This window comes from Sorangium sp. So ce281, from assembly GCF_051527395.1.
GTDB classification, from domain to species: Bacteria; Myxococcota_A; Polyangia; order Polyangiales; family Polyangiaceae; genus Sorangium; species Sorangium cellulosum_B.
Map to the genome: position 1 here is coordinate 8,738,302 of NZ_CP150322.1, position 22,498 is coordinate 8,760,799.

Annotated in this window: 9 protein-coding genes; 8 read left to right on the forward strand and 1 reads right to left on the reverse strand. The window is 66.2% G+C overall.

Annotation, left to right across the window (positions count from 1 at the left end; genetic code table 11):
* Positions 1 to 23 precede the first annotated feature (23 nt).
* From WMF27_RS33225 to WMF27_RS33260, 8 genes are all read left to right on the forward strand, one after another.
* Positions 24 to 1,295 (forward strand): glycosyltransferase, encoded by a 1,272-nt coding sequence (locus WMF27_RS33225; protein ID WP_437764851.1) that lies wholly within the window; start codon positions 24 to 26, stop codon positions 1,293 to 1,295.
* A 17-nt stretch (positions 1,296 to 1,312) separates the two neighbouring features.
* Complete coding sequence (locus WMF27_RS33230; protein WP_437764850.1) at positions 1,313 to 8,566, forward strand: SpvB/TcaC N-terminal domain-containing protein; 7,254 nt, start codon at positions 1,313 to 1,315, stop codon at positions 8,564 to 8,566.
* Between the two features lie 2,014 nt (positions 8,567 to 10,580).
* Entirely contained in the window at positions 10,581 to 13,493 is a 2,913-nt protein-coding gene (locus tag WMF27_RS33235) for an RHS repeat-associated core domain-containing protein (protein ID WP_437764849.1), read from the forward strand.
* Positions 13,494 to 13,506: 13 nt separating this feature from the next.
* Positions 13,507 to 13,986, forward strand: coding sequence for a hypothetical protein (locus tag WMF27_RS33240; protein WP_437764848.1), 480 nt, complete (start codon positions 13,507 to 13,509; stop codon positions 13,984 to 13,986).
* 877 nt (positions 13,987 to 14,863) lie between these two features.
* Positions 14,864 to 15,991, forward strand: a complete 1,128-nt coding sequence (locus tag WMF27_RS33245) for a metallophosphoesterase (protein WP_437764847.1) — start codon at positions 14,864 to 14,866, stop codon at positions 15,989 to 15,991.
* Positions 15,992 to 16,067: 76 nt separating this feature from the next.
* Complete coding sequence (locus WMF27_RS33250; RefSeq protein ID WP_437764846.1) at positions 16,068 to 16,967, forward strand: MOSC domain-containing protein; 900 nt, start codon at positions 16,068 to 16,070, stop codon at positions 16,965 to 16,967.
* 693 nt (positions 16,968 to 17,660) lie between these two features.
* Positions 17,661 to 19,430, forward strand: coding sequence for an RICIN domain-containing protein (locus WMF27_RS33255; RefSeq protein ID WP_437764845.1), 1,770 nt, complete (start codon positions 17,661 to 17,663; stop codon positions 19,428 to 19,430).
* A gap of 14 nt (positions 19,431 to 19,444) precedes the next feature.
* On the forward strand, positions 19,445 to 20,818 hold the full coding sequence (locus WMF27_RS33260; protein ID WP_437764844.1) for a WD40/YVTN/BNR-like repeat-containing protein: 1,374 nt from the start codon (positions 19,445 to 19,447) through the stop codon (positions 20,816 to 20,818).
* Positions 20,819 to 20,861: 43 nt separating this feature from the next.
* On the opposite strand, the gene WMF27_RS33265 is transcribed toward WMF27_RS33260, so the two are convergent.
* A complete protein-coding gene (locus WMF27_RS33265; RefSeq protein WP_437764843.1) occupies positions 20,862 to 22,103 on the reverse strand; it encodes a peptide-N-glycosidase F-related protein in 1,242 nt (413 codons plus the stop codon).
* Positions 22,104 to 22,498: the final 395 nt, after the last annotated feature.

Consider the following 22,498-nt stretch of genomic DNA (forward strand, 5'->3'; position numbering starts at 1 on the left):
TACTGCGTCATGAGGAGAACGACATGGCAAGCGTAATGATCTGGCCCGACCTCTACAAAGAACAGGGCCACTGGCTACCGTGCATCAACCTGGCCAAATCCCTGCAGAGCTCCGGCTACACCGTGGAGTTCATGGGCATCCCGGATTGCCGTTTCATCATGGAACCGTACATGAATTCTCTGAACGACCCGATGTTCCACGAGATTTTACCGTCGGTATACCCGCTCGGGCACTCGTACGAGAACAAGCTCGAGCCGATCGATCAGCGCTGGAAGCCGCACCATCTCCTGCCGATCTGCCGCGGCGCGCTCGATGACGTCTTTCTCGGGCCCACCGCGCCGAACCTGCTCATCGGCGGCTACTTCACCGCGCTCGAGACGCTGCTCATCCATCGCAAATACGGGATCCCTTTCATCCTGATCACCACGTACCTCCGCCACCCCGACGACACGCCCAGGCTCCACGCCAAGACCAAGCTCGTCTACATGCCGCGCGCCGTCTCGCAAAAGATCATCGACTCCGTCTCGCCGCAGCCGGGCCTCGACATCGATCAATTCATCGAGCCGCTCCGAGACAAGCTCGAGCTGATCCCTTGCCCCCGTGCGTTCGACTTCACCGACGACGACTGGAATCATGGCGACCACGTCAAGTACGTCGAGCCCATGATCGCGCGGCAGCACCTGGGCGGAGGCTCCTTGCCCGGCAATACGGCGGGGATCCCGACGGACAAGCCGCTCATCTTCGGCACCGCCGGCTCGCAAGTCCAGGATTACGAGTTCAAGGCACGGCAGTTCTTCAACAACCTCATCGATATGATGAAGACCCAGAGGATGGACAGCCATCACCTCGTCCTCGCGGTCGGCGACAAGCTCCTCGCTCAGCTCAACGTCGAATATGGCGTCGACGTGGACCCGCTCAACAACCGCCTTCCAAAGAACGTCAGCCTCTTCTCCTGGGTCTCGCAGCTCGACATCCTGAAGCAGGCCGAGGTGGTGTTCATGCACGGCGGCCTCGCCACGATCAAGGAGTCCATCTGGGAGGAGGTCCCCATCGTCATCGTTCCCCACGGCAAGGACCAGATGGACAATGCCCTGCGGATCCGGCGGAACGGCATCGGCGTCGTCTCCGAGGTCGCCGACCTCACTCCGCAGCAGCTCCGCGGCCTCTTCACGGCGGCCACATCGAGCAAGTGGATCCGGCAGAAGCTCGCGAAGATGAAGGGAGTCTTTCAGGCCGAGGAGAGCAAGGCACCGAAGCCCAGCATTCAACTGATCCAGAGCGTGGTGGCCCCTTGAACCGTCGGTGAGGCGTCATGAAAAAGAGAGAGCAATCCAGCGACGGCCGTAAAGGCCAACCGGACACGACGTCGACGAACCGCGCGCAGGAGGCGCCCGATCAGGGCGCTGAAGCGCGCGCTGCGCGCCCGGGCGACGGGTCCGGCGACGGGAAGGGCCGCGAACCTGGCGGGCAGCCCCTGCTGCCCGCGCTCACCCTGCCGAAGGGCGGAGGTGCCATCCGCGGCATCGGCGAGAAGTTCTCGGTCAACGCGGCGACGGGCACCTCGTCGCTCGCCGTTCCGCTCCCCGCGTCGCCCGGCCGCGGCGGGTTCGGCCCGCAGCTTCAGCTCGCGTACGACAGCGGGGGCGGCAACGGCGCCTTCGGCCTCGGATTCGCTCTCTCGGTGCCGAGCATCACCCGGAAGACCGACAAGGGCCTGCCTCGCTACCTGGACGACATCGATTCTGACGACTACATCCTCTCGGGCGCCGAGGATCTGGTCCCCACGCTCAGCCAGACCGGCGAGCGTGAGCTCGATCGAGATACCCATGTCGCGCGCACCTACAGGCCGCGGGTGGAAGGCCTCTTTGCGCGCATCGAGCGCTGGATCCGAAAGAATGACGGCGACGTGCATTGGCGTGTGACCACCAAGGACAACACAACCCACTTTTATGGCCAGACGCCCGAGACGCGCATCGCGGACCCCGGAGGCCCGGAGGTGGGCCGCGGTGCGCGCGTCTTCAGCTGGCTGCTCGACGAGAGCCGCGACGACAAGGGCAACATCATTCGTTACGAGTACAAGGCCGAGGATCGCGCCGGCGTCGACCCTTCGGACTTGAGCGAGAAGAGCCGCTTCGAGCGCCAGGGAGGGGATCTTGTCTTCCTTGCCACTGCGCAGCGCTACCTGAAGCGCGTCCTTTACTGCAATGCGGCTCCGTTCGTCGCGAGCGGCTTCATGATGGAGATGGTGTTCGATTACGGCGAGCACGCGCCCGCCGAGACGACCACCACCGCCGTACCCACACCGGCGGACTCCGGACCGGGGACCTCGCCCTGGACGGTCCGCCAGGACCCGTTCTCGAGCTACAGGGCCACGTTCGAGGTGCGTACGTACCGGCTTTGCCGTCGCGTGCTCATGTTTCACCGCTTCCCCGCCAATGGCACGCCGGTGCTCGTCAGGTCGACGGACTTCGAGTACGATGCCAGCGGAGCGTTCACCTATCTCGTGGGTGTCACGCAGGCGGGTTATCTGTTCGACACGGTCACGAGCACCTGGCAGCGCCAGGTGCTCCCCACGCTGCGCCTCGACTACGTGCGGCCCGTCATCAACGACACGCTGAGCGCGCTCCCGCGCGACAGCCTCGTGGGGATCGAGGGCGGCGTGGATGGAGCGGCCAAGCAGTGGATCGATCTCAACGGCGAGGGCATCCCCGGGGTGCTCATCGACGAAGGGTCGACCTGGTACTACAAGGCGAACCGCGGGCAAGGAAAGCTGGAGGCGCCCCGCACCCTCTCCGCCTTGCCTGCGCCGAGCGCGCTCGTGGGGGGCATCCAGCAGCTGGAGGACCTCGGCGGGGATGGCCAGCTCGATCTGGTCGCCTACGGCGCGCCGCTCTCCGGCTACTTCTCGAGCACGAAAGAGGGCGGCTTCGAGGCGCTCCGGACGTTCGAGTCCCTGCCGAACATCGACTGGATGGATCCGAACCTGCGCTTCATCGACCTCGATGGCGACGGCCTCGCGGATCTGCTGATCACCGAGGACCACGCGTTCGTCTGGTACCGCTCGAAGGCGAAGCAGGGCTTCGGCGAAGCCCAGCGTGTCTTCCATCCGGACGACGACGAGCGCGGGCCGGCGGTCGTGTTCGCGGATCCGGAGCAGAGCATCCAGCTGGCCGACATGAGCGGCGACGGGCTCGTCGACATCGTCCGCGTGCGCAACGGCGAGGTGTGCTTCTGGCCCAACCTCGGTTATGGGCGCTTCGGCAAGAAGGTCACGCTGGAGAACAGCCCCGTCTTCGCGGCCATGGACGAGTTCGACGCGCGGCGCGTCCGCTTCGGCGACGTCGACGGCTCGGGCACCAGCGACATCTTCTATCTGGGGCGCGATCGCGTCGCCCTTTACCTGAACGAGTCCGGCAATCGCCTCACCGCGCCGGTGCACATCCACTCGCTGCCGCCGGTGGACAGCGTTGTACGGCTTGGCATCGTCGATCTGCTCGGCCAGGGCACCGCGTGCCTGGTCTGGTCGTCGCCGCTCCCCACGGCGCGTTCCATCTTCTACGTGGACCTGATGGCGGGCGCGAAGCCGCACCTGCTCCGCTCGGTCGTCAACAACCTCGGAGCGGAGACGACGATCAGCTACGCGACGTCGACGAAGTTTTACCTCGAGGACAGGGCCGCCGGCATCCAGTGGCTCACGCGCCTCCCCTTCCCGGTGCACGTGGTCGACCATGTCGAGCACGTCGACGCAATCTCGAAGAGCCGGCTCGTGACGACGTATCGCTACCGGCATGGGTTCTTCGACGGCGTGGAGCGCGAGTTTCGCGGTTTCGCCCGCGTCGAGCAGCGCGACGCGGAGGAGTTCACGGTTGGAACCTCAGGGACCGAGCTCTTCCAGGCGCCGGTACGGACGGTGAGCTGGTATCACACGGGCGCTTGGCTCGAGAAGGAGCGGCTGGAAAGGGAGCTGACGGAGGAGTACTTCCAGAAGGGGACGGCCGCCCTGCTCTTGAAGGACACCGTGCTCCCGCAGGGCATGTCCATTCAGGACGAGCGCGAGGCGGCGCGAGCGCTGCGCGGGAGGTTGTTGCGTCAGGAGATCTACGCGCTGGACGGCACAGACAAAGAGAATATCCCGTATCTCACGACCGAGCAGAGCTTCGAGGTCAGGTGCATCAAGACGAGCGAAGGCACGCGGCACGGCGTCTTCATGGTGCATGAGCGAGAGCGTGTCCTCATTCACAGCGAGCGCAAGGCCGACGATCCGCGCGTCGTCCACGACCTCGTGATTGACGTAGACGAATTCGGCAACGTCGAGCGCAGGGTGTCGGTCGCGTATGCACGCGCCACGGGAGAGCCGGAGCAGCGACGCGCGTGGGCGACGGTGTCGGAGACCGATTACATCAACAAGCCAACGGAAATCACGTGGTACAGGGTTGGCGTGCAATGCGAAGAGCGGCTCTTCGAGCTCACCGGGCTCACGCTGCCAGCCGCTGGACAGGGCTTGCTGGCTCGCTCCGCGCTGCACGATGACGAGGGGACGGGTGTCCTCGATACGCTCGATCCGGCGGACGATCTGCCCTACGAGGGCGAGCCGACCGGCCTTGCACCCCAGCGCCGCCTGATCCAGCGAACGCAGCAGGTCTTTTACGAGGACGACCTTTCCGGGCCCTTGCCGCTCGGTGAAGTCGAAGCCCTTGCGCTGCCTTACAAGCGCTACGAGCTCGCGCTGACGCCGGGGCTCGTGAGCGAGATCGTGCAGAAATCCGGGCAGCTCAGCGCGACGGCGTTCGATCCTGCGGTGTTGCTGTCCGAGGGGCGCTATGTCCAGCGCGACGGGGGGTACTGGACGGCCAGCGGCCACGTCATCTTCGATCCTGCGCGCTTCTACCTGCCGGTTGAAGCGGTCGACCCGTTCGGCGGGCACTCCTTCGTCACCTATGACGACTTTGCGCTGCTCATCGAGACCTCAACGGATCCGCTGAACAATCAGGTCCAGGCCGAGAACGACTACCGCGTCCTTGCCCCGTGGCACATCACCGACCCGAACCTCAACCGCTCCGCCGTCGCCTTTGACGCGCTCGGCAGGGTCGTGCGCAGCGCCGTGATGGGCAAAGACAATGCGAACGAGGGCGATACGCTCGACAACCCGACGTCGCGCATCGAATACGACATTCTTCGCTGGCAGGTCGAACAAAAGCCGGCCTTCGTGCACACGTACGCGCGGGAGGTGCATTACACCGGCAGTCCGAGCACGCCATTTCAAGAGAGCTTTGTATACTGCGACGGCTTCGGTCGTGTGGTGATGCGGAAGGTTCAGGCCGAGCCCGGCGACGCGCCGCTCCGCGATGGCCAAGGTGTCCTCATGCGCGACGGAAATGGCGCGCTCGTCATCGGGCCGGTGACGGCCCGATGGGTCGGGACAGGCCGCACGGTCTTCAACAACAAGGGCAATCCGGTCAAGCAATTCGAGCCGTTCTTCAGCTCCACCGCGGAATACGAGGATGAGGCGGACCTGGTGGAATGGGGCGTCACCCCGATCCTGCACTACGACCCGATCGATCGTGTCATCCGCACGGAGTTTCCCGACGGCACCGAATCCCGCGTCGAATTCGATGCCTGGCTCGGGCGGGCGTTCGACCAGAACGACGCTGTCACGGGCACGCGCTGGCTGACCGAGCGGCAGGCGGGCTCGGCGAGCCCTGCAGACCAACGGGCCGCGACGCTGGCGCTCGAGCATGCAGATACGCCGACGACCACGCATCTCGACGCGCTCGGACGTGCCTTTTGGACCGTGATCCACAACAAGATCCACGGGGTGGACGCCCCCTCCCACCAGACACGCAGCAAGCTCGATGTGCAAGGCAATGTGCTCCGTGTGGTCGACGCACGCGGCGTCGAGGCGGTTACCGAGCAGTTTGACGTCCTTGGGCGGCAGTTTTCCACGACGAGCCCGGACGGTGGAGTTCGCCTGAACGTCGTCGATATCGGCGATAAACCGGTGCGCAGTTATAACGGCAGGAGGCAGAATCGTCGCTACACCTACGATACCCTACAACGCCCGACACGCACGTGGCTGTTCCTCGACGCTGAGCCCGAGCGCCTCGTCATGCGCGTGGTCTACGGCGAAGCGCATCCTGAAGCGCTGCAGCGCAACCTGCGCGGGCAGGGGTACCAGGTGTATGATGGCGCGGGTGTGGTGACCAGCCAGGCGTACGACTTCAAGGGCAACTTGCTGCAGGCGTCGCGCCGGCTGCGCAGCGAGGTGCATGCTGGCGCCGACTGGTCGGTGCTCTCGGCGCTCACGGATGTGTCGGCCATCGCCGCCGCGGCCGACCCGCTGCTCGAGGCCGAGAGCTTCGATACGCAGACGGAGTACGACGCGCTGAACCGGCCGACGCGCCTGATCGCGCCGGACCCGGAGGCCAGCGAGATCAAGCCCACGTACAACGAGGCGGGCCTGCTCGAACGCATCGAGGTGCTCATCCGGGACGCGGCGGCATGGACGACGTTCGTTGACAACATCGACTACGACGCGAAGGGCCAGCGAGAGCGGATCGACTACGGCAACGGCACGTCCACGGAATACACGTACGATCCGCTGACCTTCCGGCTCGCGCGCCTCCGGACGACGCGCAGCTCGGACGGCGCCGTTCTACAGAACCTGACGTACACGTACGACCCCGTCGGGAACATCGTTGAAATCAAGGACAGCGCGCAGCAGACGGTGTTCTTCAACAACGCCGTTGTGTCGCCGAACGCGCAGTACGTCTACGACGCGGTGTATCGGCTGGTCGAGGCGACGGGGCGAGAGCACCCGGCCGTGCTTGACAATGTGCCGCGCGACCAGAACGACATGCCGATCCATGCGCTGCCGCATCCGCATGACGGGCAGGCCCTCAGGAACTACACCGAGCAGTACTTTTACGACGCAGTCGGCAACATCCAGCGGATGGAGCATCTGGCCGGCGTGGGGACCTGGATCCGGCGGTATTCCTACGAGATGACGAGCAACCGGCTCAAGAGCACCTTCGGGGATCCTGAAGACGAGCCGTCCAGCCCGATGTATGTCCATGATGCCCACGGCAACATGACGGCCATGCCGCACATCGCAGCGCTCACGTGGGATGAGAACGACCAGCTGCGAAGCACCGATCTCGACGGCGGCGGAGTCGTGTATTACACCTACGACGCGGCCGGGCAGCGCGTGCGCAAGGTCTGGGAGCACAACGGGCTCGTCGAGGAGCGCATCTACCTCGGCGGCTACGAGGTCTACCGCAAGCGCAACGCGACGGGGCTCGTGCTCGAGCGACAGACGCTGCACGTGGTGGATGGCGCGCGACGGGTGGCGATGGTGGAGACCAAGACGGTCGACACCTCGGGGCCGTTCACGGTGACGCCCCGGGTGCGCTATCAGCTCGACAACCACCTCGGGTCGGCCTCGCTGGAGGTCGACGGGGCGGGGCTGGTGATCGGTTACGAGGAGTATCACCCCTACGGGACGACGGCGTACGGGTCGGCGGCGTCGGGGATCGAGGTCTCGCAGAGGAGGTACCGGTACACGGGCAAGGAGAAGGACGAGGAGACGGGGCTCTATTACCACGGGGCGAGGTACTATGCGCCGTGGCTCGGGAGGTGGACGAGCGCGGATGCGGCTGGGATGGTGGATGGGACGAACTTGTACGCGCTCGTGAGTGGAAACCCAATAGTACTGAAGGATCCAAGTGGTCATCAAGGAAAGAGAGCTGTGGGTGGTCTCACGGTTTCTCCAGAATCAAAGATATCTGCGAGACAGTTTGTCGAGATGATCAAGCGCAATGAGAAAATCCCGGCCTGGATGAAGAACGCGTTCTCTTGGCGGGAAAATCGAATCTTCGTTAAGAGTCAAATTCAGCTACCTCCGGGCGTTACGCAGAAGGATGTACCGGAATGGTTTACGTCCGCTGCACGCGCCATTCAATCAGGTGATTGGCATCTTACCACAGCGGCGTCAAACGTGTCGAAGGACAGTCTTTACCCTAACGACAAGCTTCAAGGCGATTTCGAGCCCGGAGACGTGCCGGTCTGGGGACACAAAGAAGATGGAGTGATGGCCGGCGAAACGATAGACTCATACCCGAGCAATGAGTATTGGGGTAAGAGGAAGATGCGGGACGAGAGGGCAGGCGGCGACACGGATCCAGCGCTCCGACGCCCAGCGACAGACAAGAAGCCAGCCCAGGGGTTGATTGTTGTGGCGAACCGATTTCGCAGTCCTATCGATTCGAGCAAAGAGGCAAGCCGATCTGAAGATGCGATTTTGGAGACGTTCTTCCATGAGCTGGCTGCTCATGCCGGCCTGAGATCTCAGGGTATATCCGACGAGCATGGCCCCCTTGGTAACTGGCTCAGTATCCAGACTGAACCCGCCGATCATTTGGCTAAAGCTGTCCACGAGTTCTTTTCGGCGCCGAGCGAAACGGAGGCCATCAAGTCGGCAACTCCCACCATGTGGGAGCAAGCGGCACGGAGCGTCGAAACCAAAGAAAGCGTGTGGCAGAGAGCAGCTAAGGCCGCGGATCAACAATAGATCAATTACCTGCGCGTGGGTCGCGCAAGGCGCGATCCGAAAGTCAAGATATTCTTGGAGGTGACCGCATGGTTCAGTCGCAATCGAGTAGTACGCAACGTGTTTTAGTGCGACCTAACCGGCCTCACATCCGTGAAACGTCGTCGCTTCCGCCGCCTAGGCGGGTGCAGGCCGGACGCAGGCCGGACTCGGTACGCTCGCCGGAGGGCGTAGAGCGTAGCCGGGTGATAACAGGGGCCCGTCGGAGCGCAGGGCCCCGAGGTGAGCGTACACCGAGCTGAGCGCCGAACAAAACCAGACCGAGCCGAGCCGCCGGGGGGCGGGGCGACGCCGGCCGCCCCGGGGAGCCCTCCTGAAGGGCGGCGACGAGGTTCAACGACGCGATGCACCCGCCCCTGGCGGCCCGGCGGCGGGAGTTTTTGCGAGGCGCCGTTGAGTACCCGGGCGCCGCGTCCGTTACCGTGACACTGCAACATCGGGCCACGCCGCTTACCCCAGCCTCGACGATCGATTTCGGTTGTGCGACAATCAACCCGATGACACGAAGTCAAAGGGGAACGATTAGAACCAGCGAAGCGTTCGCGGTGGCGGCCTTGGCCTGCGCCGGTTGCGCCGGTGCACGCGAGGCGACCAGCGTGGACCAAAGCCAGTGCCGCGCTCGTGTTACGATGGCCCCAGAGCCGTCTGTTGCCCCTTTGCCGCATGGGTCTAGCCTCGGCGATGGCGCCGAGTCCCTCGTGCGAAAGGTCGCGGAGACTGACCTGCACTGTTCTGCACAGCAAGTCTACCTCCGACGTGCTTACGGTGAGGGAGACATCGAGGTGGGCGGAGCTTTCGAATACTATGGGGCGGAGCGGTGCGGCTGGTATCAAGTGTATCGCGTCTCCCGGAAGGAAGGAGTGGTGAAGCCGGAGGGTGTTGATGTGTTTGTCGTTTCGCGTGTCTCGCCGGGGACGCTCCGAATAACGTCCCTACCGTCCTATCGCGCTCAAGCCCCTTCTCGCGGCGAAGCTTTGCTGCTCATCGGCAAGCGAGGTGTGGTGTGTCAAGCGTCGGTCGGTAACGAGGTTAGCGACGGCCTGTGGGCTGTAGAGGGCTGCTCGAGTGAATCGCCTATCCCTCAGGGCCTCGTTGCGGTTCGTGCATCGGAGGCAACCAGGGCTGCCCGACTCGAATTTCACTGGATCAACGAGCCTCTCCCCCGAAAGAGTACCGAGTCAATCGCACCTCAGAACGATGGCAACGAGTTCATGTGGAGGCCGTTCACCATCGTCGATCTTACTGGGGACCGCCGGAGGCAGGTCGCCGTCTACTGCAGACGTCCAGCACCGGACGAATACGAGTGTGAACGAGTTATGTTATATCGGGGAAGCAAAGATCGATCCGGGTGGTTTAATCTCGTTGCACGTGCGCGTTGGACTCGCAGTTCTGCTGACAGATGGCTCGAACCCGAAGGCTGAATCGAACCCAGTTGCTGTTGGCCCCTCCTTCCCCCAAGGCCAACAGGATGTTAGGAGCACGCACCGGCGGTCGCACAGCCCGGTGTTCACACCGGTGATCTCCCGCCCGGCGCGCTGACGTACAGGGAGCCGGTGATCCACCGCGAGGTGACGTCGCTCGACCCCGCGAGTCTTCGCAACCTGCCCGGCGGTACGATGGGGTCTGGGCGGCGGTGGGTCGATCTCGATGGAGAGGGGTGCCCGGCGTGCTGTTCGAGGAAAGCGAGGCGCTATATTACAAGCAGAACCTCCCGCGCCCGTGAGCAGCACGGCGCGGGCAAGCCGCGCTGGCTGGACACGTATATCTACTCGGACGGCTCGGGCAATGAGATGCTGCGCAAGGTGCGGGCGGAGCCGGGGCTGGCGCCCGAGCGCGACGCACAGGGCGACCTGGTCTTTTCGCACCCGACGACGCGCTGGGTCGGCACCGGGCGCACGGTGCTGGATCCGGTCAAGCAGTACGAGCCGTTCTTCAACTCGACGCACGAATACGAGGACGAAGCGGAACTCGTGGAGTGGGGGGCACGCCGATCCTGCGGTACGATCGCGCGGCTGGCTCATATCGCTTCGGGCTGGGCGGGCAGCTGCTGTATCAGAACAGCAATGACAGCGGCGAGCGCTGGATGCTGGCGGACGCGACAGGGCAGCGGCTCCGCGCCTGGAACGGCCGGGGGTTCAGCTACCGATGGTCCTATGACGTGCTACGCCGGATAACCCTCGAGCACGTGCAACCCCTCTCAGCGAGCGAGCGCCTCGCGCGGCGGTACGTCTATGGCGAAGCCCATCCGCAGGCGACCGCCCTGAACCTGCGCCGGCAGGCGCACCAGGTGTATGATGGCGCGGGTGTGGTGACGAGCCAGGCGTACGACTTCAAGGGCAATCTGCTGCAGGCGTCGCGCCGGCTGCGCAGCGATGTGCACGGTGACGCCGACTGGTCGGTGCTGTCGGCGCTCACGGATGTGGCCGCCATCGCCGCCGCCGCCGAGCCGCTGCTCGAGGCCGAGAGCTTCGGAACGCAGACGGCGTATGACGCGCTGAACCGCCCGACGAGCCTGACCGCCCCGGATGGCCTGACCGCCTCGGATGCGAGCGAGATCAAGCCCACGTACAACGAGGCGAGCCTGCTCGAGCGCATCCAGGTGCGCGTCCGGGGGGCGGCGGCATGGACGACCTTCGTTGACAACATCGACTACGACGCGAAGGGCCAGCGGGAGCGGATCGACTACGGCAACGGCACGTCCACGGTGTACACGTACGATCCGCTGACCTTCCGGCTCACGCGCCTCCGGACGACGCGCAGCTCGGATGGCGCCGTTCTCCAGAACCTCACGTACACGTACGACCCCGTCGGGAACATCGTCGAGATCAACGATAGCGCTCAGCAGACGGTGTTCTTCAACAACGCCGTGGTGTCGCCGAACGCGCAGTACATCTACGACGCGGTCTATCGCCTGATCGAGGCGACGGGACGAGAGCACGCGGGTGGGCTCGCCGACGTGCAGCGCGACCAGAACGACCTGCCGATTCAGGCGCTGCCCCACGCGAACGACGCGCAGGCCCTCAGGAACTACACCGAGAAGTACTTTTACGACGCAGTCGGCAACATCCAGCGGATGGAGCATCTGGCCGGCGTGGGGACCTGGATCCGGCGGTATTCCTACGAGATGACGAGCAACCGGCTCAAGAGCACCTTCGGGGATCCTGAAGACGAGCCGTCCAGCCCGATGTATGTCCATGATGCCCACGGCAACATGACGGCCATGCCGCACATCGCAGCGCTCACGTGGGATGAGAACGACCAGCTGCGAAGCACCGATCTCGACGGCGGCGGAGTCGTGTATTACGCCTACGACGCCGCCGGGCAGCGCGTGCGCAAGGTCTGGGAGCACAACGGGCTCGTCGAGGAGCGCATCTACCTCGGCGGCTACGAGGTCTACCGCAAGCGCAACGCGACGGGGCTCGTGCTCGAGCGACAGACGCTGCACGTGATGGATGGCGCGCGGCGGGTGGCCATGGTCGAGACCAAGACGGTCGACACCTCGGGGCCGTTCACGGTGACGCCGCGGGTGCGCTACCAGCTCGACAACCACCTCGGGTCGGCGTCGCTGGAGGTGGACGGGGCGGGGCTCGTGATCGGCTACGAGGAGTACCACCCCTTTGGGACGACGGCGTACTGGTCGGCCAGCAGCGCGGCGGAGGTGAGCCGGAAGCGGTATCGCTATACCGGCAAGGAGAAGGACGAGGAGACGGGGCTCTACTACCACGGGGCGAGGTACTACGCGCCGTGGCTGGGGAGGTGGACGGCGGCAGATCCGGCGGGGATGGTGGATGGGCCGAACGTCTACGCCTATTGCACAAATAGTCCGGTTGCCAATCGCGATTCGAACGGAATGCAGACAACTGCCTGTCCCTCGGGGAATTGCCATGCTCCGAATCCAAACTCCGATTGGCATCTAACGGCTGACGACAGTCCTCCCTTTGCGGCTGAGGACGTCCGCGCGTTCCTCGAGGCGGACAAAGCAGCAAGACAAGCGGAAGCAGACAGCGAGACTCAGCTGCAAACGGAGATCGCAGCACGTGATGTGGAGGCACACAACGGCAATATCTGCAAGCACGGATGCCACGGACTTACGGCGATCAAGGGCGTTGGGATGACGACGGAGCACGCCAACGCCTCGGCAGAGAAAGCGGCTGCTTTGATATTTGCCCCGGTGGCCATAGTCGGGGGAACCGAAGCGGTCGCGACCTATGGCCTGTTGCAAGGACTCATTCTTCCAACAATTGGGGGCCACCTCGGTAGCACAGTTGCTCATGGAACGGCGAAGTCTCTGGGCGCGAGCGACGATGTTGCGGATGCCGCGGGCTTCGCGGGCGGCCTGCTGGGAGGGCTGGCGGCGAGCAGCTTCAAGTTCTCGCTTGCGGACGCGGAGGCTGGTGGTTCCAAGTGGCTTAGCAGGGACGCGTTCGGCTCAGCTGTCACAAAGTCGGAGTATGCGGCTCCGGGCGCTATTCATGGTCAAGAGACCGAATCGTTCTGCACCGCGGCCAATTGCCAGAACATTCTCAGCGATGCTGGGTACGACTTCTCTCAGAAGACGATTGCAAACGCTATTGGTACCACAACGGAGGGCACGATTCTTGCCGACGTACCGGCGGGCCTGAAAGGACTGGGCATACCCAATGCCCGATTTGAGCCCAAGCTAACAATCGAGCAACTGAACGAGGTCCTTGGGCCAGGAAGATCCGCTGTCGTCGGAACGCGTATCCCAGGGACCGGATCTCATACGCTTACTGTCGATTCGATTGATCATGGAGCCGGCCTGGTTTTTATAAGAGATCCGCTCCCCGGCTTTACGGGATCATCCTACGGTATTTCAACTTCCGACTTTAAGGAAGTCTGGAAGGGCACCGCTGTCTTCTTGTTTTGATGCGAGGAGAGATATGGAAGACAACACGCTGTTCGATATCGAAATAGTAAGAACGTGTCCTAGAGAGCCCGAAGGCCACGCCTTGACTCTCCTCGACAAGTACGGCAAGCGCGAGGCATGGAGGAGCAGAGGACTTGTCGGCGTGAAACTGGGGCTTCGTGATGCGCAAGAAATTGCTCGGCAATTGCGGAAGGCTGGAGGTGCGGCCTTGGTACTGCCGTGCCGGTATAGCGCGCCAACCGTCTCACTGGCTGCTGCGCGACTACTCGCAGAGAAGAGGCTCGAGGAGATCAAGCTGACGAGGGGAGATGTATTTGGGCCGCTCGAGAATGGTCACGAACAATGGATGTGGTGGAGATTCTACGCGGAGCATATTCCTTCGCGAGAGGAAGGGCGTGAGCCTGGTTGCATTTTCATAGATATCGACAAACTCGACGGGCATGTCGCCCATGAGAAGGATGCTGAAGAGTACGCCCGATGGCAAACACTGTAGCAGTGGTCGGCGTTCTAGCCCGAAGGTCACGGGTTCAGCAAAAAGCTGAATCGTACCCAGGTTAGTGCTTTCCCCCTCCTTCCCTCGAGGCACCAGAACGCTAGGGGGGCCAGCACCGGCAGTCGCATGAGTGGTCGACGCCGAGTAAAGAATCCGCACCATGTTCATGCGCCACTTGAAGACGCCGAAGCGGGTGGGGCTGGTGCGGCCGCTCCCCGGGCCCGTGCGCCTTCGACAGCGCGTCGTTGTTGGTGTTGAGCCTCGCCATCGAGCGATGTCCATGCGCCAGGTGAGCGGGCCGAAGATGGGGAGGGTGAACGCCCGGAGCGGATAATAGAGCGGTTCCCCGCGCCGGCCCTTGTTGCAAACACCTTGGTTTCCGCCACGTCGTTCGATCCTCCTTCGATCCCTCGAAAACCCCGAGAGTCCGGCCCCTCGATCAGGCCACTTCCGGGGACGATTGTGGAATAGCCAGGAGGGCTCGATGGAGGGTGGTCGGGCGGACGCCGAGGGAGCGACGCCCTCCACGGCACGGAAGGTCCTTCCAAGCCCCGTCCCGAAGCCGGGCCTCTTTGGAAGCAGTACGGCGGAGAAGGGGGGCGCTGCGCGCCTGCGACGCATGCAAGTGATGGCAGGATGGCGCTCTCCCTCGTTCGATCCCATCCAGGCTCGGAGGGCTCATCCCCTGCCTCGTCATGCTCGACGCCCGAGCGCCTGGCGCTGCACGAGCGGCTCCTCACTCAGGCCATGGCCGAGGCGGCTGAGCGCCGGATGCTCAAGACCAGCGGCGGAAGGCGGCCGTACAGCGTGACAATCGACAAGCGTTTGCCCGAAGTTGAGGACATGCTAAAATACGCGCCATGGCCGCGCACAGCAAATGGTGACGCCCCGGCGCATCTTCGTGATGGGCGACCCGCAGGCGCCGATGGCCAAGGTGATGGCCGTGCTCGCGTCGCACGCGTTGCTCGGCGCGGACGGCCGGCTGGCCGACGACGTCGTGCTCGTGTCGATCGGCGATCACTTCGACTATGACCTCGATGATCCGGTTGGCGCGGGCGCGGAGGGGCTCCGCACGCTGCGCTGGCTGGCCAGCCACGACGCCGCTCAGGTGCGGCTCCTCCTCGGCAACCATGACGCGGCGCGGGTCATGGAGCTCGCCGGCCTCGACGACGTGCGGTTCGCTGCGGCGCGCGCGCTCGGGCGCTCGATCAAGGAGACCAGGCGGCGTGAAGGCGCCGAGGCGGCCGCCCGACGCCAACGCGACGAGTTCGCAGCGCGGTTTCCCGATGTGGCGACCCCGGGGCTCGCGGCGCGCGACTACGCGTCGTTCAGCGAGTCCCAGCGCGAGCTCGTCATCGAGCTGCTGCTCTGCGGCCGCTTTCATCTCGCGCTCTCGGGCGTGCTGCCCGACGGCCGCGCTGTGTTGCTGACCCACGCGGGCGTGACCACGCGCGAGCTCGCGATACTGGGCATGCCGGACGAGCGCGACCCGCATCGGCTGGCGGCGGCGCTCGAGCGACAGTTGCGCGCCGCGGTCGACGCGCGGCGCACGGAATGGCAGAGCGGCGCGCGCACGCCGCTTTCGCTCGAGCCTCTCCACGTCGCGGGCGCCGCAGGCAACGAAGGCGGCGGCCTCCTCTACCACCGACCTGCGTGCGTCGATCGCGCGGGTGGCGATCCGGCATGGGAGCTCGATCCGGCACGGCCACGGCGCTTCGAGCCGCGTTCGCTCCCGCGCGGCCTGCGGCAGGTCGCCGGTCACACCGGTCACAGGAAGTGCAAGGCGGAGCTCGGTCACGACTGGCTCACGGCCGCGGCGCACCAGAAGGAGATCGGAGGAATCCGCACGCTGCGCGTCGACGGCGACGTCGTCGTGTATGACCTCGGGATCCTGGACGATCGACCCGGAGCGACCGACCTCTACCTGATCGACGGGGAGATGCGGGTTACCGCGGCCGCCGATTACGCTTTGCTCCCGCTCGCCGCTCTGATCGTCCCCGCGTGAAGCCCGACGCGCGTGATTGCCGATCTCTCCTGGCGCCGAGCTCGACCGGAGATCGAGCAACGAGTAAAGAGACGGCATGCACCCGGACGAACAGCCCACCGGAACGGTCGTGTCGATATGGCGCTATCCGGTCAAATCGATGCAAGGCGAGGAGATCGACGAGGCGGAGATCACGGACCGCGGCGCGATCGGCGACCGGGCCTACGCCGTCCTGGACCGGGAGACGGGGCACGTCGCGAGCGCCAAGCACCCCGGCAAGTGGGGCGCGCTGCTCGCGTGCCGCGCGGCCTTCGCGGCGCCGCCGCGCCCCTCGGCGCCCTTGCCGCCCGTGCGGATCACGCTGCCGGACGGGGCCGTGCTCAGCAGCGCGCAGCCGGACGTGGATCGGGCGCTCTCGCGCGCCCTCGGCCGCGACGTGGCCCTCGTGAGCCGGCCGCCCGACGCCGCGACGCGCGAGGCGGATCGGACGCCCGCGGACGGCTCCGCGGCGCAGACCACGATCGTCGAGGAGCCCATGGCGCTCGCCGCGCCGGCCGGCACGTTCTTCGACGTGGCCGCCATGCACGTGCTGACCACGGCGACGCTCGACCACCTGCGCGATCTCCACCCCTCGGGGCGCGTCGAGGCCCCGAGGTTCCGCCCGAACCTCGTCGTCGCGACGGCCGCGGGCGAGCGCCGCTTCGTCGAGAACGGCTGGATAGGCCGCGCGCTGGAGATCGCCCAGGAGGTCCGCCTCGAGGTCATCGATCCTTGCCCCCGCTGCGTCGTCCCCACGCTGGCCCAGGGCGACCTCCCGCGCGATCCGGGCCTCTTGCGCGCGCTCGCCCGGCACAACGCGGTCGCGAGCGCGACCGTCGCCCCCGGCGTCGTGTTCCCGGCAGTCGCCGGGGTCTACGCGACCGTGCGCCGCGAAGGCGCGATCCGCCGCGGGGCCGCCGTCCAGCTGGGCGGAGCGGCCCTGTCCCCGCCCCGCTGAGCGGCCCTGCCGCGGGTCCCCTCGATCTCCCTCCACGCTCCGCGCCCACGGCCAGGCCGCGCCCCGCGGAGCTCCGGACGGAGCGACGGCCGGCAGGGCGCGCCGCGAGCGCGCCAATCTACCCACATCGCCGCCCGCGCCCTCACCGGAGAACTCACGCGCTCACCCGCGACCACGGATTGCCACCCTCGCGACAGATCGCGCAGAATGCCGGCCGAGTTCGCTCGATCCGCCGAGCACAAGAGCTCATCCACCAACTCACGTGGTCTCACTGGGGTGGTGTTTTCATGTCCATTCAGGATCCCTCGCGATCCACGCCAGTCGCGCAAACATCATATCGGATTGGATCACGGGCCGTCCTCACGTGATTGTTTCACCCAGAGAGGCGCGTTGCCCGTGTCAAGCCGATAGCACGACTGTGGCCGCGGATTTGCTCTGACGGGACAGGCGAAAGACACTCGCGAGGGTGCGAGGACGGCAGCACGGCGCGGCGATCGCGAGCGATCGTCGCGCGGATCCGCGGGCGGATTGGCCGTCAGTTTACATCAGCAGCGGAGAGGCTGGCGGCGCTTGCGGCCTCTCCTTGGCAGCGCTCCGTCTCGCCGCGTCCGGGCTCCTGAGGGGGGATGGTGCGGCGCTCTCCGACATCGGGGGAGATGGGCGCATCGGACCGAGCCAGGAAAGGAAGATCCAATGAAGCGCTTCAAGTCACACCTCACCACGGCTGCCCTCATTGCAGCGTGCGCGTTCGCGCCCGGCTGCCTGAGCCTCGACGCCGGTGACGAGGAAGCGGGGCCGACCCCGACCGCCTCGGGGACGCTGACCGTCGCCGTCGCCAACGGCGAGGCGCGGTACATGCTGGAGCGGGAAGATGGGGTGTTCGTGCGCCTCGACCTGGGCTCGATGACGGATGCGGCGCCGGGCGCCGAGCCGTCGATCGACTGGCGCACGGCGAGCGGCTCGCCGGTGGACGTGTTCGGCACCGAGACCGGCGACGGCACGATCGTGGTCGACACGATGCGGCCGGCGGAGGGCATCAGCGAGCTGACGAACGCGCTCGTCACGACGGGGACCAAGCGCGTCCTGGTGCTGCGCGTGCAGTTCAACGGCGGCCAGACGATGGGCACGGAGCAGGACGTGCGCAACATGATGGCCGGAGCGGCGACCCACCTGGCGGGCTCGTCGTTCGGCAAGATGCAGCTCGAGTACGACCTCGCCGGCCCGTTCAACATCACCTTCGGCAAGTGCGACGACTACGACCGATGGCAGAACGAGGCCAGGACCGCCGCGAAGAACGCCGGCTTCAATCTGAGCGCGTACCAGCACTACATGATCATGGGGAAGATGGATTGCGGGTACGCCGGCATGGGCGCGCAGCCCGGCAACGCCACCTGGATGGCCGGCCTCTGGCCCGAGGTCGTCGTGCACGAGCTCGGCCACAACTTCGGCCTGTGGCACGCCTCCTCGCGGACGTGCCGCAACGGCGGTGCGACGGTGACGATGAGCAACGACTGCACCTTCGACGAGTACGGCGATATTTTCGACCCGATGGGCGACGGCGGGAACCAGCACTATAACGCCAACTACAAGGTGAACCTCGGGTGGATCCCGTCGTCGCAGGCCCAGACGGTCACCGCCGACGGGACGTATACGCTCGCCCCGATGACCGAGGCGAGCACCGGGACCCAGCTCCTCCGCGTCAAGGGCCCGAACGACATCATGTACCAGATCGAGTTCCGCCAGCCGGCGGCGACGAACGTCGTCGACTCGCGCAACCTCTCCACGAAGGGTTTGCTCATCCATGCGTTCTTCACGCAGTCGCGAGAGAGCGGCCGGGCGCACCTGCTCGACATGGTCCCTGGCGGGAGCTTCAGGGACGCGCCGCTCGCCGTCGGCGCTTCTCATCAGCTCTTCGGGACGAACGCGACGCTGAAGCTCCTCTCCGTGTCGGCCACGGGCGCGCAGGTCCAGATCTCCGGCCTGGGCGGCGGCACGACCGACCCCGGCGGCGATCCCGGCGGCGACCCCGGCGGCACCGGCGGCACCGGCGGCCAGAGCCTGGCGGCCCTCCATTCCGGCAAATGCATGAGCGTCAACGGGGCGAGCCTGAACAGCGGCGCCACCGTCGTCCAGCGGCCGTGCACCGGGGCGAGCGACCAGCAATGGCAAGTCGAGATCATCAGCGGCACCACGGCGACCGTGAAGAACGTGAACAGCGGAAAGTGCGCCGACGTGCAGGGGTCCAGCCGGAACAACGGGGCGAACATCACGCAGGCGGACTGCAACAGCAGCAAGAACAGCCAGAAGTGGGATCTCATCGATCGCGGCAACGGCGTCGTCTCGCTGCGCTCGATCAACAGCGGAAAGTGCGTGGACGTCTACGGGGTCAGCACCGCCGACGGCGCCAGGCTCGCCCAGTACACATGCAACAACGGGACGAACCAGCAGTTCCGGCGGCAGTAGCGAACCTCGCTTCGATGAACCGCATCGCCCTCGGGCTCGCGGCCGCCGCCGCGGGCCTCGCCCTCTCCGCCGCCCCGCCCGCGCGCGCCAACGGCCGATACCCCACCGCCGGCCAGATCCTCGTCGATCCCGCCGATCCCGAGCACATCATCGTCCGCGCGACCTACGGCGTCCTCACCACCCACGACGGCGGAGAGCGCTGGTCGTGGATCTGTGAAGCGGCCGTCGGCTACAGCGGCTTCGAGGACCCCATGCTCGTCGTCACCGCCGACGGCTCGATCCTCGCCGGGCTCTTCGACGGGCTCAGCGCGACGCACGACCGCGGCTGCGACTGGCACATCGCCGAGGGCGCGCTCGCCGGGCGCAACATCGTCGATCTGTCGATCGATCGCGCGGATCCCGCGAGTGTCCTCCTGCTCGGCTCCAGCGTCATGGCCAGCGACGCGATCTTGACGCAGGTCTGGGAATCGAAGGACGACGGACGGACCTGGGCGCAGGCCGGGGCCGACTTCCCGAGCACGTTCCTCGGCGTGACCCTGGACAGCGCGCCGAGCGATCCGCGGCGCATCTACGTGAGCGGGCGCCGCAACGGCCCCACGTTCGAGGGGATCGTGCGGCGCTCGGACGATCGCGGCGCGACCTGGGAGGAGCTCGACGTCCCTGGCAGCGACGATCGCAACCTGCCGTACCTCGGCGCCGTGGACCCGAACGACCCTGACGTGGTGTACGTGCGCCGCGACGGCGACGGCGCGGACGCCCTGCTGGTCTCGCGGGACGGGGGCGCCACGTGGCGCGAGGTGTTCCAGGCGGCGAGCCTCCTCGGCCTCGCCCTCTCGCCCGACGGGACCGAGATCGCGGCCGGCAGCGATCTGGACGGCCTGTGGGTGGCGCCCACGGATACCCTGGAGTTCACCCAGGTTGGGCAGCTCGGCGTCCGCTGCCTCACCTGGACGGCGCGGGGCCTCTTCGCCTGCGCCGACGAGCCCGTGGACGGCTTCTCCGCCGGCGTCTCCACGGACGGGGGCAGGACGTTCTCGCCGCTCATGACGCTCGATCGGCTCTGCGGCGCGCCGGCGGCCTGCGGGGTCGACAGCTCGACCGGCCGGACCTGCCCCGGGCTCTGGCGGGCGACAGCGCGCTTCGTCGGCGCCGCGGCCTCCTGCGAGGCCGGCGCCGGCGCGGGCGGCGCCGCGGGCGCGGCGAGCGCCGGCGGGGGCGAGGCCGGCGCGGGCGCAGCCGAGCCGAGCGCCGGCGGCGGCTGCTCCTGCGGGGCGTCCGGCGGGGGGCGCGCCGGGGCGCTGCTGAGCTGCCTCGCCGCGGCCGGCGGCGCGCTCCTGCGCGCGCGGCGGCACGGACGCCGCCGCGCGCAGGCGCCGGGAGCGCGGTGACGGCCCGGGCTGTTCCCGCGTCGGGTGCTCGCGCTTGGAGCTCCTAACGCGCCTGCACGTAGAGCGAGAACGGGATATTGCCCTCCCCGCCGACGAACTTCGCGTCGGGGACGTCGATCACGAACTCGTGCGTGCCGGCGCTCGCGGCGCCCCACGGGACGATCCGGGTGTCGATCACGTCGCCAGGGCACCAGTTGCTGGACGACTGCCAGTCTTTGTCCGACCGCGGGGACGCCCCGTAGATGCCGTTGCCCTGGGTGTTGTACTTGCGAAACGGCTCGCACGACGTGCGTCCTGGCTTGTACTGCAATGCCAGCTCGCCGTCGACGTACACGTAATGCTCGCGACGAACATACTCCTCGCCGCCCTGGTTGGCGCCGTGATTCGACGTGATCAACACGAGCTGCGCATCCTGTGTATCCGCCGGCAATTCGAAGCTGACGGTCTTGCGGGTCGTGCCGACCTTGTCGCTGGCGCCCGTGGCGTAGTTGTTGAATTCTTCGCTGATCGCCAGCGGCAACAGGACGCTGAAGTCCTGGGCCTCCTGCGCGCTGTCGGTGTAGAGCAGCAGCGACCCGAGCTGCGTGTCATTGCGACCAGCGCAACCGGGGACCTCGTCGTTCGCGGCGTAAGGCACGCCGAAGATGCCCAACTCGAGCCAGAGATCGTGTTCGGCCAGGAGGTCGGGGTCTCTCAAGATCGGCACGAGGTTGCTGGCCTCCCATTCATAGGGGACCGTCTTCGGCTGCTTGTTCATGTCCATGAACGGCGTGACGAACCGTGCGATCTCGATCCGGTCGACCTCCCCGGGAACGTAGGTCGGGGCGCCCTTGGGGACCAGCGCCAGGTTGACCGAGCCGAGTCGGTCGTAGTTGTCGCACAGCGCTCCCACGACCACGCGGACCTTCAGGGTGGTCTGGATCTTGGCGAGCAGCTCGTCGGTCAACCTGGTCGCAACCAGCGAGTTGTTGTGGCGGATCACGCCGGCCGGGATCGGTTCATCGACGGTCTCGGCATAGCCGTCGTAGAACGTGATGTCCTCCAGCACCGGGATCTCCTCGGGCTCCCGGGGCGCCACGTCGCCGCTGCCGCCGCTCTCCTCAGCGCTGCCACTGCCGCCCATGCCGCCGCTGCCTGCGCTGGTCCCGGTCACCGCGCTCGTGCTCCCGTTGCTCTCGGAGGTCCCGGCGCCTCCGCCGGTGCCCGCGTCAGAGCGCTGCTCGTCCGTGCACGCGGCGAGCAGGGCCAACGGACAGAGGTATGGGATCGCGCGACGCAGGTTCATTCTTCGAACTTATCAGATCGCCCGCTCGATGTGGCGCTGGAGCGGCGGCGGAGGTTGAGAGATTCGGGGCGCGTACGCGTACCAGGCCGAGCGTCTCCCTCCAGGGCTGGAATTTTCCGATAGGGCATCTCGCTGAGGAGGGATTCTTTGACCGCTTCCTCCCCAGCAAGTAGACGTGAGCGTGAAGCGGTGCGGTTGTCTGTCGTGGCGACACATCCAGCGACCGTGACGGCGACGTCGGAAAGCTCCTCGACCGCGGCGCCGCCGGGGTCGGCGTCCGCGCGACGATCCGCAGATCTTCCGGGGCGCCTCCGGACGACGCGCAGCTCGGACGGCGCCGTTCTCCAGAACCTGACGTACACGTACGACGTGCAATCGGCGCCGCCGCATCGTTC

Bases quoted from the DNA above. Each gene is read 5' to 3' on its own strand.
- WMF27_RS33225 (WP_437764851.1), top strand. From the start codon at position 24: ATGGCAAGCGTAATGATCTGGCCCGACCTCTACAAAGAACAGGGCCAC.
- WMF27_RS33245 (WP_437764847.1), top strand. From the start codon at position 14,864: ATGGTGACGCCCCGGCGCATCTTCGTGATGGGCGACCCGCAGGCGCCG.
- WMF27_RS33260 (WP_437764844.1), top strand. From the start codon at position 19,445: ATGAACCGCATCGCCCTCGGGCTCGCGGCCGCCGCCGCGGGCCTCGCC.
- WMF27_RS33265 (WP_437764843.1), bottom strand. From the start codon at position 22,103: ATGAACCTGCGTCGCGCGATCCCATACCTCTGTCCGTTGGCCCTGCTC.
- WMF27_RS33240 (WP_437764848.1), top strand. From the start codon at position 13,507: ATGGAAGACAACACGCTGTTCGATATCGAAATAGTAAGAACGTGTCCT.
- WMF27_RS33230 (WP_437764850.1), top strand. From the start codon at position 1,313: ATGAAAAAGAGAGAGCAATCCAGCGACGGCCGTAAAGGCCAACCGGAC.
- WMF27_RS33250 (WP_437764846.1), top strand. From the start codon at position 16,068: ATGCACCCGGACGAACAGCCCACCGGAACGGTCGTGTCGATATGGCGC.
- WMF27_RS33255 (WP_437764845.1), top strand. From the start codon at position 17,661: ATGAAGCGCTTCAAGTCACACCTCACCACGGCTGCCCTCATTGCAGCG.